10 protein-coding genes are annotated in these 14,488 nt (G+C 37.0%); 4 read left to right on the top strand and 6 right to left on the bottom strand.

Annotation, left to right across the window (positions count from 1 at the left end; genetic code table 11):
* Window positions 1-900 precede the first annotated feature (900 nt).
* Complete coding sequence (locus tag DFQ08_RS10800) at window positions 901-1,194, top strand: GIY-YIG nuclease family protein (RefSeq protein WP_114310033.1); 294 nt, start codon at window positions 901-903, stop codon at window positions 1,192-1,194.
* 442 nt (window positions 1,195-1,636) lie between these two features.
* A complete protein-coding gene (locus tag DFQ08_RS10795; RefSeq protein WP_114310033.1) occupies window positions 1,637-1,930 on the top strand; it encodes a GIY-YIG nuclease family protein in 294 nt (97 codons plus the stop codon).
* A gap of 527 nt (window positions 1,931-2,457) precedes the next feature.
* On the opposite strand, the gene secA is transcribed toward DFQ08_RS10795, so the two are convergent.
* From secA to DFQ08_RS10760, 6 genes are all read right to left on the bottom strand, one after another.
* A complete protein-coding gene (gene secA / locus DFQ08_RS10785; RefSeq protein WP_114310031.1) occupies window positions 2,458-5,814 on the bottom strand; it encodes a preprotein translocase subunit SecA in 3,357 nt (1,118 codons plus the stop codon).
* Between the two features lie 319 nt (window positions 5,815-6,133).
* Window positions 6,134-6,355, bottom strand: a complete 222-nt coding sequence (locus tag DFQ08_RS10780) for a DUF2795 domain-containing protein (protein ID WP_008272287.1) — start codon at window positions 6,353-6,355, stop codon at window positions 6,134-6,136.
* A 428-nt stretch (window positions 6,356-6,783) separates the two neighbouring features.
* Window positions 6,784-7,359 (bottom strand): cob(I)yrinic acid a,c-diamide adenosyltransferase, encoded by a 576-nt coding sequence (locus DFQ08_RS10775; protein ID WP_114310030.1) that lies wholly within the window; start codon window positions 7,357-7,359, stop codon window positions 6,784-6,786.
* Between the two features lie 174 nt (window positions 7,360-7,533).
* Window positions 7,534-8,223 carry an ABC transporter ATP-binding protein gene (locus DFQ08_RS10770; RefSeq protein WP_114310029.1) on the bottom strand — a complete coding sequence of 230 codons (690 nt, stop codon included), beginning with the start codon at window positions 8,221-8,223 and terminating at the stop codon, window positions 7,534-7,536.
* 79 nt (window positions 8,224-8,302) lie between these two features.
* The gene (locus DFQ08_RS10765) at window positions 8,303-9,073 is read right to left on the bottom strand and encodes an O-methyltransferase (protein WP_114310028.1); all 771 of its coding nucleotides are present in this window, start codon (window positions 9,071-9,073) and stop codon (window positions 8,303-8,305) included.
* Window positions 9,074-9,187: 114 nt separating this feature from the next.
* Window positions 9,188-11,050 (bottom strand): ABC-F family ATP-binding cassette domain-containing protein, encoded by a 1,863-nt coding sequence (locus tag DFQ08_RS10760; protein WP_114310027.1) that lies wholly within the window; start codon window positions 11,048-11,050, stop codon window positions 9,188-9,190.
* A 102-nt stretch (window positions 11,051-11,152) separates the two neighbouring features.
* On the opposite strand from DFQ08_RS10760, the gene DFQ08_RS10755 reads away from it, so the two are divergent.
* Together DFQ08_RS10755 and DFQ08_RS10750 are read left to right on the top strand one after the other, a co-directional pair.
* Entirely contained in the window at window positions 11,153-11,953 is an 801-nt protein-coding gene (locus tag DFQ08_RS10755; protein WP_114310026.1) for a polysaccharide biosynthesis/export family protein, read from the top strand.
* A gap of 6 nt (window positions 11,954-11,959) precedes the next feature.
* Complete coding sequence (locus DFQ08_RS10750; protein ID WP_114310025.1) at window positions 11,960-14,440, top strand: polysaccharide biosynthesis tyrosine autokinase; 2,481 nt, start codon at window positions 11,960-11,962, stop codon at window positions 14,438-14,440.
* Window positions 14,441-14,488 lie beyond the last annotated feature (48 nt).

The following is a 14,488-nucleotide window of genomic DNA, read 5'->3' as shown; positions in this document are numbered from 1 at the left end:
CGGGGTTTGTAGGTCAGATGGGTTGTTCTAGAAATGTACCTAGAACGAGGTTAGTGAAAAAGCTTCTCGATATAAAATCTCTGAAAAACGAGATTTCACTTGAAGTGACGTTGAGGGTTTAATTTGTAGTGCTACGTCAATTTGGGTGTTTTGAGTGCGCGAGAAACGTATCGAGAACCGAGGTTTGTAAAAAAGCTTCTCGATACAAAATCTCTGAAAAACGAGATTCCACTCGAAGTGACGTTTGGGGTTTAATTTGTATTCGTTCGTCAGTTCGAGTGTTTTGAGTGCGCGAGAAACGTATCGAGAACCCTGAGTGGTAGAATGCTTCTCGATACAAAATCTCTAAAAAACGAGATTTCACTTGAAGTGACGTTAAGGGTTCAATTTGTAATGGTTCGTCAGTTCGAGTGTTTCGCGTGCGCGAAAAACGTATCGAGAACCGAGGTTAATGAAAAAGCTTCTCGATACAAAATCTCTGAGAAACGAGATTCCACTCGAAGTGACGTTAAGGGTTCAATTTGTAATGGTTCGTCAGTTCGAGTGTTTTGAGTGTGCGAGAAACGTATCGAGAACCGAGGTTAGTGAAAAAGCTTCTCGATATAAAATCTCTAAAAAAGGAGATTTCACTCGAAGTGACGTTGTAGGTTCAATTTGTACTGGTTCGTCAGTTCGAGTGTTTCGCGTGCGCGAGAAACGTATCGAGAACCGAGGTTAGTGAAAAATCTTCTCGATACAAAATCTCTAAAAAAGAGATTTCACTCGAAGTGACGTTGTAGGTTCAATTTGTACTGGTTCGTCAGTTCGAGTGTTTTGAGTGCGCGAGAAACGTATCGAGAACCAAATTTTAGTTAGTCACTGATATATAGTTGTTTAGTCTGTTTTTATTATCTTGCTATCATGAAACAGTCCTATGTTTACATCCTTAAATGTTCAGATAATTCCTATTACACCGGTTTGACTTCTAATCTAACGAACAGGTTGGAGCAGCACGAAACAGGAAAGCATAAAGAGAGCTATACCTATAGCAGGAGACCTGTTCAACTAGTATTTTATGCAGAATTCACTGATATTACTTTAGCGATTCAAACAGAGAAGCAAATAAAGAAATGGTCTAGAGCGAAGAAAGAAGCTTTAATTGATGGAGATTACGCGGCATTACCTAATCTGGCTAAAAAGAAATTTAAGACATAAAGCTTCTCGATACAAAATCTCTAAAAAACGAGATTTCACTCGAAGTGACGTTTGGGGTTTAATTTGTAATGGTTCGTCAGTTTGAGTGTTTTGAGTGCGCGAGAAACGTATCGAGAACCCTGAGTGGTAGAATGCTTCTCGATACAAAATCTCTGAAAAACGAGATTTCACTCGAAGTGATGTTTGGGGTTTAATTTGTATTCGTTCGTCAGTTCGAGTGTTTCGCGTGCGCGAAAAACGTATCGAGAACCGAGGTTAGTGAAAAAGTTTCTCGATACAAAATCTCTGAAAAAGGAGATTTCACTCGAAGTGACGTTAAGGGTTCAATTTGTAATGGTTCGTCAGTTCGAGTGTTTTGAGTGTGCGAGAAACGTATCGAGAACCAAATTTTAGTTAGTCGCTGATATATAGTTGTTTAGTCTGTTTTTATTATCTTGCTATCATGAAACAGTCCTATGTTTACATCCTTAAATGTTCAGATAATTCCTATTACACGGGTTTGACTTCTAATCTAACGAACAGGTTGGAGCAGCACGAAACAGGAAAGCATAAAGAGAGCTATACCTATAGCAGGAGACCTGTTCAACTAGTATTTTATGCAGAATTCACTGATATTACTTTAGCGATTCAAACAGAGAAGCAAATAAAGAAATGGTCTAGAGCGAAGAAAGAAGCTTTAATTGATGGAGATTACGCGGCATTACCTAATCTGGCTAAAAAGAAATTTAAGACATAAAGCTTCTCGATACAAAATCTCTGAAAAAGGAGATTTCACTCGAAGTGACGTTAAGGGTTCAATTTGTAATGGTTCGTCAGTTCGAGTGTTTTGAGTGTGCGAGAAACGTATCGAGAACAATGAGTTGTGGAATGCTTCTCGATACAAAATCTCTGAAAAGTGAGATTTCACTCGAAGTGACGTAGAGGGTTCAATTAGTGTTCTTCCGTCAGTTCGAGTGTTTTGAGTGTGCGAGAAACGTATCGAGAACCGAGGTTAGTGAAAAAGCTTCTCGATACAAAATCTCTGAAAAAGGAGATTTCACTCGAAGTGACGTTGAGGGGTCAATTTGTACTGGTTCGTCAGTTCGAGTGTTTCGCGTGCGCGAAAAACGTATCGAGAACCGAGGTTAGTGAAAAAGTTTCTCGATACAAAATCTCTGAAAAAGGAGATTTCACTCGAAGTGACGTTAAGGGTTTAATTTATGTTTTAAACTAAAAAAAATCCTGATGAAGACATCAGGATTTTTTTATATCAATAATAGGTGGTTATTCAACTAAAACCCATTCGCCTTTCTCTAAAAGCGGAATGGCTTGTTTGTATTTCACAGCTTTACTTTCGCCACTCATTACATTCTTAATCGTCACTTTATCGTTACGACCAATTTTTGGTTGATCTCTAACCACGGTTTCTACAACTTGCTGTTGCTGACGCGATGCACCTTCACCAACTTGTCTGCTTTGAGAAGAACGCTCATCTAAATTAGGAATTTCTTCCTTCTGTGTTTCTAATTTCTCTTGCTTCTGTTGTTTAGCTTCTTGAATAGTATCTGCTGTTTCTTGTGGTATTTCACCTTTAAATAAGAATGAAATCACATCTTTATTAACTTGGTCAATCATCCCCTTAAACAATTCAAAAGACTCAAATTTATAAATCAATAAAGGATCTTTTTGTTCGTGAACCGCTAACTGAACAGATTGCTTTAATTCGTCCATTTTACGTAAATGTTCTTTCCAAGCATCATCAACAATAGCTAAAGTAATGTTCTTTTCAAAATCATTAATTAACTGAGTTCCCTTAGTTTCATAAGCTTTTTCTAAGTCTGTAACGACTTGTAGATTTTTAACACCGTCCGTAAATGGCACTACAATTCTTTTAAAACGATCGCGTTGCGTGTTATAAACATTTTCAATAACAGGAAATGCTAAATCTGCAGCACGTTGCATTTTTTCACGGTAATGCTTAAAGGCTGCTTTATAAATAATACCAGCAATTTCTGTAGCATTCTTTTTACCAAATTCAGCTTCAGTGATAGGAGATGGCATTGAGAAGTAACGGATCAATTCAAACTCAAAGTTTTTAAAGTCGTTGGCTTCTTTATTACTCATCGCAATACCTTCAGAGGTATCGTAAATCATATTAGCTAAATCTACTCTTAAACGTTCACCATGTAGGGCATTACGACGACGCTTGTACACCACTTCACGTTGTGCGTTCATCACATCATCATACTCTAGTAATCGTTTACGTACACCAAAGTTATTCTCTTCTACTTTTTTCTGCGCACGCTCAATAGATTTAGAAATCATGCCATGTTGAATAACTTCGCCTTCTTTTAAGCCCATTCTGTCCATCATCTTAGCGATACGTTCAGAACCAAATAAACGCATTAAGTTATCTTCTAACGAAACGTAAAATTGAGAACTTCCTGGATCTCCTTGACGACCTGCTCTACCTCGTAACTGTCTATCAACACGACGCGAATCATGACGTTCGGTTCCTACAATGGCTAAACCACCTGCAGCTTTAACCTCGTCACTTAATTTAATATCCGTACCACGACCTGCCATATTGGTTGCAATGGTAACTTGCCCTGCATTACCAGCCTGGGCAACGATATCGGCTTCTTTTTTATGTTGTTTCGCGTTTAAGACATTATGGTCTATTTTGCGTATGCTTAACATTTTTCCTAAAAGCTCTGAAATCTCAACGTTGGTTGTACCAATAAGTACCGGACGACCCGCGTTAGAAAGACTTACAACTTCATCAATAACGGCATTGTATTTTTCACGCTTAGTTTTATAAACTAAATCGTCTCTATCATCTCTAGCAATTGGTTTGTTGGTTGGAATTTCAACAACATCTAATTTGTAGATTTCCCAAAGCTCACCAGCTTCTGTTACCGCTGTACCCGTCATACCAGAAAGTTTACGGTACATTCTAAAGTAATTCTGAAGCGTTACGGTAGCAAAGGTTTGGGTTGCTGCTTCAATTTTTACGTTTTCCTTAGCTTCAATGGCTTGGTGTAATCCGTCTGAATAACGACGCCCATCCATAATACGACCAGTTTGCTCATCTACAATCATGACTTTGTTGTCCATAACAACATACTGATTGTCTTTTTCAAATAAGGCGTAAGCTTTTAAAAGTTGATTAAGGGTATGGATACGCTCTGACTTAATTCCGAAATCTCTAAATAATTCTTCTTTAAGCTCAGCTTCTTCTTCAGATGAAAGACCTTTCGATTCAATTTTTGCAATCTCTGTTCCCATTTCTGGCATCACGAAGAAATCTGGATCATCTTCACCAGAAAGGAAATCGACACCTTTATCTGTTAATTCAACTTGATTGTTCTTTTCATCAATAACATAATAAAGTTCTGCATCTACAGTAGGCATCTCTCTATTATTATCTTGCATGTAATAGTTTTCCGTTTTCTGAAGGAGTTGTTTAACACCTTCTTCAGATAAAAACTTAATTAAGGCTTTATTTTTAGGAATACCTCTGTAAGCTCTTAATAATTGAAAACCACCTTCTTTAGTGTCGCCAGCAGCAATCAATTTTTTGGCTTCAGCTAAAACACCAACTAAATATTTTCTTTGAACCTCTTCAATAGCATTAACCTTAGGTTTAAGCGCATCAAATTCATGTACATCTCCTTTTGGTACAGGACCAGAAATAATTAATGGCGTACGCGCATCATCAACCAATACAGAATCGACCTCATCCACAATAGCGAAATGATGTGGACGTTGCACTAAATCTTCTGGCGAATTAGCCATATTATCACGGAGGTAATCGAAACCAAATTCGTTATTGGTACCATAAGTAATATCGGCATTATAAGCTTTACGACGCGCATCTGAGTTTGGCGTGTGATAATCAATACAATCCACGCTCATTCCGTGGAATTGGAATATTGGAGCCATCCAAGCGCTATCACGTTTTGCTAAGTAATCATTTACCGTTACTAAGTGAACACCTTTCCCTGCTAAAGCATTTAAGTAAACCGGTAAGGTTGCCACTAAAGTTTTACCTTCCCCTGTTTGCATTTCTGCAATTTTACCTTGGTGCATCGCAATACCACCAATTAATTGTACATCGTAATGGATCATATCCCAGGTAATGGCCTTTCCTGCGGCATCCCAAGAATTGGCCCATACAGCTTTATCATCTTCTAGGGTAACATAGTCATGTTCGCCAGAGATTTCACGGTCAAAAGCGTTTGCTGTTACTGGAATTTCAGTGTTGTGAACAAAACGTTTTGCGGTTTCTTTAACAACTGCAAAGGCTTCAGGAAGAATGTCGTTAAGTACTTTTTCAGTGACTTCATAGATCTCATCGTCAATTTTGTCGACTTCTAAGTAGATATCTTCACGATCATCAATGTCTTCAGTAAGCTTCGCTTTTTCTAAAAGGGCTTCTTTTTTAGTGTTTAAAGGTTGCCTGACTTCTGCTATTTTAGCTTTAAATTCGGCCGTTTTTGCCCTTAATTCGTCATGTGATAAGGCCTCTAAAGCTTTCTCGAAAGTTTTTATTTTCTCTACAATAGGTTTAATGGCACTTACATCTTGTTTGGATTTATCTCCAACAAAAACTTTAAGTACTTTATCTAAAAAAGTCATATTTAAATATTTGTAACGGATTAACTCGCGTTAATCTTGGTATTAATTTCAGTTATTTAGTTTTAGGTGTATCACACCGCTTACAACCAACAATGCTGTACGTTATAAGCCTTTTACGACTTATATAGCATGGTTAATGGCTTTATTTATAATCTTACAAATGTGCCATTTAGTTTTAAGGTTTTTAATCTGCAACCTTAATGGTAAAAGGCAGATTAAGCTTTATATTTTAATTCTCGGGCTAAAAAAGCATCCGAAAATAAAAAAAAGTCTCTCAGTTATAGTAACGCGAGAGACTTTTTTGTAATCATTTTGTATGTTAATATTCATCCTCATTCCAGAGGTAATCTTCGTCAGTTGGATAATCTGGCCAAATTTCTTCAATAGAATCGTAAGAATCACCTTCATCTTCTATCGCTTGTAAATTTTCTACAACTTCTAAGGGAGCTCCAGTTCTAATTGCATAATCAATAAGCTCATCTTTTGTTGCCGGCCAAGGTGCATCACTTAAATAAGATGCTAATTCTAGTGTCCAATACATAATTGCGTGTGTAATTTAATTTTTGCAAAAATAATTTTTTAGTTGAATAATTCAAGAAAAAATCATATTAATTAGCTAGGAACGGCTATAAATTAATTTATTGGTCTCGCTGAACATTTATTTCTTGCCATTTGAAGCTTTCAAACCGCAGTAATAAATGCAATATCATTAATAGAAAGAACGTGTCATTTTTCAACTTTTTTATAGACTAGTTTTTGCTTTTCTTAGTCTTAAGAGGGGGAAAATAAAATGTTACAACCTTGTTCTCGATACCGCTGACGAAAAGGTCAGCATACTCGAACTGACGGTTTTTGTTCAACCTTGTTCTCGATACCTGTTAACTGAAAGGTCAGCATACTCAAGAGGAGGTGAATTTTGTAAACTTTATTCTAATTTCAGTAAAAAAACCGAAACCCCTGGCTAAAGTGTTACGATTCCTTATTCGGAATCCATTTAATTTCTTCAGCTTGTAGGTCATATGACAACTTCCGTGCCAACACAAAAAGGTAGTCAGATAGTCTATTAATATACATTAAGGTTTCGGGTTGAAAAGGCTCTAAGTCATTTAAATGCGATGCTAAACGTTCTGCTCTACGGCAAACTGTACGTGCAATATGACAGAATGACACGGTTTGGTGTCCTCCGGGTAAAACAAAATGCGTCATAGGAGGAAGGCTATCTTCCATAAGGTCCATTTCGCGTTCTAATTTCTCAATGTCTTCGTTAGAGATCTTCGGAATATTTAAACGCGCTTTACCGTTTTTTAATTCTGCTTTTTCAGGATCCGTTGCCAAGATTGCACCGACCGTAAATAGTCGATCTTGGATATGCATTAATGTGTTTTTATACAATTGATTAATGTCTTGATCTCTAATTAAACCAATATGAGAGTTGAGCTCATCAATAGTGCCGTAACTCTCTATTCTAATATGATGTTTAGGTACACGTGTACCACCAAATAGTGCAGTTGTACCTTTATCGCCTGTTTTTGTGTATACTTTCATATTTCAAAGTTAATGAATATGGTTTGAAGTTTCACGCTAAGGCGTAAAGACACAGAGAAAAAAATAGAAGTTTTATGTTGTATTGTTGAAGGAGTGGCGGAAAAATGATAGCAAAGAGCAAAGAGCCAACAACCAACAACTATTTACCAACAACCATTAACCAACAACGATCAACTACGCATTAAAGGTATCACTCTCAATAACGCCATCTCTTAAGCGAATGACGCGTTTGGCATGAGCGGCAATATCCTCTTCGTGAGTCACCATAATTACGGTATTACCAGAGCGGTGAATATCGTCAAAAAGTTTCATGATCTCCACACCGGTTTTTGAATCTAAATTTCCTGTAGGTTCATCGGCAAGGATAATAGAAGGTTTGTTAACTAAGGCGCGTCCTACCGCCACACGCTGACGTTGTCCTCCAGAAAGTTGGTTGGGTTTATGGTCCATACGGTCTGCTAAACCCACATCATTTAAGACTTCAGAAGCACGTTCTTCTCGAGCTTTTTTAGAAATTCCGGCATAAACCATTGGTAAGGCCACGTTGTCTAAAGCTGTGGTTCTAGGGAGGAGGTTAAAGGTTTGAAACACAAAGCCGATTTCGGTGTTTCTAATGTCCGCCAAGTCATCATCACTCATCTGACTCACATCTTTGCCGTTTAAGTTGTAACTCCCTGCTGTAGGAGTGTCTAGGCAACCTAATAAATTCATTAAGGTCGATTTTCCGGAACCAGAAGGTCCCATAATGGCAACATATTCGCCACGCTTAATGTCTAAATCAATCCCTTTTAATACATGAACAATTTCTTGACCTAATTTAAAATCTCTAATGATGTTTCTAATTTCGATGACGTTGTCGCTCATAATTAAATAGTCTTGGTAGCGTTAGTATTCTGCAAGTTACGGCATATTTTATCCATAAGACGTCAAAGTCTTTCGGTTGTTACAGTCTAATTTTAAAATGTTCTTTCTTTTGCTCTTTTCTGAAAAAAACAATCCCCATATAAAAGATGTCTACGGTCACCGTTACGGCCTCATGATGTTTTATGTACTCCCAAGCTTCCGTCATTCCTTTAGACCAATAAATATCGTCAAAAATAAAAACACTGTCATTATGGGCTTTGACGACTAAGGTTTCAAAATAATTAAGGGTGGCTGTTTTATTGTGATGTCCATCAAAATAAATAAAATCATAATAGGGCGCTTTTAAATGCGGCAGTTCGGTTTTAAAAGGTCCTGAGATCAAATCGACGTGCTGTAGGGCTTTAGCTTTAAGTTGGCTTTGCGTAAATGCGGAGGTATTGGGGCAGCCTTCAATACTGGTGATTTGAGACTCCGGATTCGCTAGAGCCAACGCATAGGTACCCATCCCTAAAGAAGTGCCTAACTCTAAACTCGTTTTAAAATTGAAATACTTTGCAATGCGGTACAGCAAACGTACGTCTTTCTTAGAGCTGCTAGAAACCTTGACCATTTCGCTCACTTTCCGTTGTTTGGCATTCAATACTTTAGACCCCTCACCTAAATCTGTAACCTCTAAAATGGTTTCTGAAGCTCTGAGTTCTTTTCGGTAAGATGATAAGTCGTCGTAAGCTGGATAAGCCGTTTTACTATACAGACATTTGGTCACAAAACTATAGACAAAAGGGGAGTGTACCCCATGCTGATTGCTGGATTTAGTTAAGAATTTTATAAAGGATATAAATTGATACACAATAGTGGTATTAGGGACTTTAAGACTCTAAAATGCCACAGCGTTAAAACTGTGGCGTTAAGGATTTTGAAGTTTTATTTTAATGATGCGTGCTTTGATGAGGGCACGTTAGGTTTAGCCTTCGAGTTTCTCAGACAATTCAAACCAGCGTATTTCTTTTTCTTCAATAGTATCTATAATCACCTGAAGTTCTTGAGAGAGCTTTGTAATCTCATCCTGAGATAAATCGGGATTTAAGAATTTGGCCTCTAAAGCTGCTTTGTCTAGTTCTAAAGATCTAATTTTAGATTCTAAGTTTTTATGTTCCTTTTGTTCGTTATAATCAAGTTTATGGCTTTCGTTTTTCTTAATAGCTTTGGTGTTGTCTGTTTTCTCTACAACTTCAACTTGTTTTGGTAGACTGCTGTCATAGGCTCTAAAGTCGGAATAGTTTCCAGGGAAATCGTCAACAACGCCTTGACCTCTAAACACAAACATATGGTCTACAATTTTATCCATAAAGTAACGGTCGTGAGAGACCACTAAAAGCACGCCTGGGAAATCCATAAGGAAATCCTCCAATACATTTAGAGTTACAATGTCTAAGTCGTTGGTAGGCTCATCGAGAATTAAAACATTAGGATTCTGAATTAAAACCGTACACAGATACAGGCGTTTTTGTTCCCCTCCACTTAGCTTTTCAACAAAGTCCCACTGCTTTTTACGGTCAAATAAAAAGCGCTCTAATAATTGCTGTGCACTAATTTGGCGTCCTTTAGCTAGGGGAATATAATCACCAAATTCCTTAATAACATCAATAACCTTTTGGTTGGGCTTGGCTTGAATTCCTCCTTGCGTATAATACCCAATTTTCACCGTTTCTCCGGTGACTACTTTTCCAGAATCGGGCTCAAGGGTTTGCGTCAGTAAATTGAGAAAAGTAGATTTTCCGGTTCCATTTTTTCCTATGATCCCAATGCGTTCGCCTTTCTTAAAGGTGTATTCAAAATCCTTTAAGATGGTTTTATTTTTAAAGGATTTAGAAACCTTATGGAATTCTATAATTTTACTTCCCAAGCGCTCCATGTTAATTTCTAATTGCACTTGGTGGTCGTTACGGCGTTGGTGGGCCTTCGATTTAATTTCGTGGAAATCGTCAATTCTACTCTTAGATTTTGTAGTACGCGCTTTAGGTTGGCGACGCATCCAATCCAATTCTTTTTTAAAGAGTTGTTTAGCTTTTCCGACTTCTGTAGCTTGGTTTTCTATGCGGGCTTCTTTCTTTTCTAAGTAGTAAGAATAATTTCCTTTGTAAGTATGAAGCTCTCCGTGATCCAGTTCTATAATTTCATTACAAACACGCTCTAAAAAATAACGGTCGTGCGTAACCATAAACAACGTTTGCTGTGTTTTGGCAAAGTACTCTTCTAGCCATTCAATCATTTCAAGATCTAAATGGTTGGTAGGCTCATCGAGAATTAAAATATCAGGCTTACTTAATAAAGCTTGGGCTAAAGCGAGGCGTTTTTTCTGTCCGCCAGAAAGTGTTTTTACTTTAACACTGAGATCATCAAGCTTAAGCTGCGATAAGGTTTGTTGGTATTGCGTTTCAAATTCCCAAGCATTGTTTCTATCCATCGCTTCAAAAGCTTTTTGGTAGGCGTCTGCATCTTCAGGGGTTTTTAAAGCCTGTTCGTAAGCTTCAATCGTTTTTAAAATAGGAATATCAGAAGCAAAGATGGTTTCTTCAAGTGTCAATTCAGGATCTAAATCTGGTTCTTGGTCTAAGAAGGCGAGTCGTAGCCCTTTTCTAATCACAATTTGGCCAGCATCCGGACTGTCTTTTCCAGCTAATATTTTTAAGATAGAGGTTTTGCCACTACCATTTTTAGCGACAAAAGCAATTTTCTGATCTTTATGAATACTAAAGGATAAATCTTTAAAGAGAACTAATTCTCCAAAAGACTTCGATATATTTTCTACGTTAAGGTAATTCAAAGTTGTTTTTTTACAAAGAACGGAAATAAACCAAAAATAATCGTATTAGTTTTAATATTAGTGTTGATAGATTATATTTGTCCACTAAGATCCCATAAAACTATGAAGCCGATTAAGCTTTTAATCATTCTATTGAGTTGCATTATCGTATCTTCTTGTATCCCTCATAAGGATACAGTTTACTTACAAATAAAGGAAGGCGCGACTAACGATAGTATTGTAAATAATCTTACCGAAATTCAAAAACCTTACCGCATACAGGTTAACGATATTTTAAATATTAGAGTGAAGGCTTTAGACCAAGAAACCGTGTCTATTTTAAATCCTTCAGGAGATGAGAATCTAAATGCTAGTAGTGCGGAACGCGCTTATTTTGATGGGTTTACGGTAGATGTTCACGGTAATATTAGAATTCCAACCTTAGGATATATCAATGTTTTAGGCTTTACCACTGAAGAAATTGAAAAAAGAATAGAGGCCAAACTTTTAGAGGAACAATTTAAAGAAACCGCTAATATTTTTGTCACTGTAAAATTAGCAGGATTACGTTATACGGCTAATGGAGAAGTGGGGTCCCCTGGAAGTCAGGTGTTGTTTACAGAGCGGGTTAATATTTTCGAGGCCATTGCTAATGTAGGTGAGATTCCTGTTACAGGAAATAAAAAAGATGTGTTAATTATTCGGCAATATCCTCAAGGTCAGCAAATACACCATTTAGACTTAACGGACATCAATGTAATGCAATCGCCTTATTATTACATTCAGCCTAATGATATCATTTATGTAAAGCCCTTAAAACAGAAAGCTTTGGGAACAGGAGAAACAGCCGTATCTAGTATTGCAACAATAGCATCTGTTGTCTCATTATTGAGTACAGCGGTTTTACTCTTTACAAGATTATAATTTCCTATGAAAGATTACGATGCGATAGAAGATCAAGATGCACAAGGCTTAAGTTTTGATTTTAGAGGATTTCTGTTTAAAGTGTTAAACCTTTGGAAGTTTGTACTGATTTGTATTGGTACAGCACTTTTGATTGCTTATTTTGTGAATGTCAGAAAACAAAATGTGTATCGTCTAGATGCGTTGATTTCTGTTGATAACGATCAAAATCCGTTTTTTACAGCCAACACTAGTATTTCCTTTAACTGGGGTGGGGTTTCGGGAAAGGTCGGAAAAATAATGACGGCTATTAAAACCCGAACACACAATGAAAAAGTAGTCGATTCCCTTCAGTATTACATGAGCTACTTAAAGGAAGGAAAGTATCGTAAAGAAGATATTTATAAAAAGGCGCCTTTTGAATTTGTTATTGATAAATCAAAAGGACAAGTCCTTAATTATCCTGTGGGAATTCGTTTTTTAAATGCTACGGAATTTGAAATATTTACGGCTTTTGAAGAAAGTCATGCTACTGCACAAAAGTACGGGGACAAATCCAAACTTGGAATTTCAGTACCTACAGGAGATTTTGTAAAAGCCTTTAAGGTAAATACATCAATAGATTTAACGTTTCTTAATGGTCGTTTAATTGTAAAACCAGATCAGACAGTTAAGCCGGGAGACGAGTACTTTATTCAGTTCAGTAATTTTGATGGTCTTGTTAATACCTATAAATCAAAAATAGCAATAAGCACCTATTCTCAAGCCTCGTCCAATATTTTACGCTTACAACTTGAAGGTCATAATAAAGCGAAAATCGTTGATTATTTAAATGCGACTTCAGCCATATTGAGCCAAACAGAGTTAGAACGTAAAAATTTATATGCAACAAATACAATCAAGTTTATTGACAGTAGTCTGGCTGCGGTAAATTCGAATCTTAAGGAGGTGACGGATGAAATGAATAAATTCCGAAGTGATAATAAGGTTTTTGATGTCAGTTCTGAAATAGCTCAAATTTCCGAGGAATTACGCCAATTTGAAACAGCAAAACAGCAAGAAGAATCGAAATTAGATTATTTAGATAATCTCGAAGTTTATTTAAATACTAAAACAGATTATACCAATATTGCGGCTCCAACAAGCGTTGGGATTGAGGAATCCAATATTCTCAGAAGTGTATCAAAAATTGTAGAGCTCGCGGCAGAACGTCAAAATTTAGAGTATACCACCAAAGAAGGTTCAGGACTGTTTAAAGATTTAGACCGTCGTATCGATTCCGAAAAAAACGTCTTACTCGAAACCATAGATGCTACAAAACGGACTATAAGTGTAGGGATCGGAACTTTAAATCGAAAAATGGCGCTATTAGAAGCAGAATTGAGTGATTTACCTGAAGAAGAACAGCAGTTTTTAAAAATTCAACGCCAATTAGATTTAAGTCAAGAAGCTTATAATATTTACTTGGCGAAACGTAGTGAAGCGGCAATTGTAAAAGCAGCGAATATTTCCGACTTGGGTATTGTAGATGAGGCTAAAGATATAGGAGGCGGGTTAATAGGACCTAATAAATCCCTTAATTATATGATGGGGCTAATGTTAGGATTTTTTACGCCAATGTTTCTTATTTTCATTGTCTACCTTTTAGATAATACCATTCATGGCTCAGATGAAATAACTCGGATGTCAAATATTCCAATTCTCGGATTGGTAGGGAAGTATCGCTATAAAAACAATTTAGTGGCCTATGAAAAACCTAAATCGGCGGTAGCCGAGTCGTTTAGAGCCATCCGATCTAGTCTTCAATTTATTTTTAAAAATCAAGAGATCGAGACGGGGAGAGCACACACCTTAATGGTGACCTCTTCGGTTAGTGGAGAAGGAAAAACCTTTACCTCTATAAATACGGCGACAGTGTATGCGCTTTCCGGAAAAAAAACTGTCCTTGTAGGTTTAGATTTACGGAAGCCTAAAATCTTTGATGATTTTGATATTACCAATGAACAAGGTGTGGTAAATTACCTTATTGGCGATGATACTTTAGAAAATATCATCACCCATACCCATATTGAAAACCTAGATATTATAACCTCAGGACCAATTCCACCGAACCCTTCAGAATTACTGATGAGTGAGCGGCTAAGAGCTATGATTGCCACCTTAAAGGAGACTTATGATGTGATTATTCTAGACACCCCTCCACTTGGTTTGGTAACGGATGCTTTAGAGTTAACCCAATATGTAGACGCCACTATATTTATGGTCCGTTTAGATTATACCAAAAAAGGTATGCTTCAATTAGTTAATGCGAAACACCGTAGTGGGGAATTAAAAAATGTGAGCTATGTTCTTAATTTCTACCGCCATAAAAATAATAGCAACTATGGTTACGGTTATGGCTATGGATACGGTTACGGCTATGGTTATGGGGTGTACGGAAACAGTTATCACGAAAAAGATGACAATTCCATAATTAAAAAGATTAAACAGTTTCTAAAGCGTATATAGACTAAAACTGAAAACTTAGTCTGTGAGGTATAACTCTTAAAGACGGCT

Origin of the sequence: Winogradskyella arenosi, from assembly GCF_003337305.1 — a bacterium.
GTDB classification, from domain to species: Bacteria; Bacteroidota; Bacteroidia; order Flavobacteriales; family Flavobacteriaceae; genus Winogradskyella; species Winogradskyella arenosi.
This window is presented reverse-complemented; position numbering and strand designations above follow the sequence as displayed.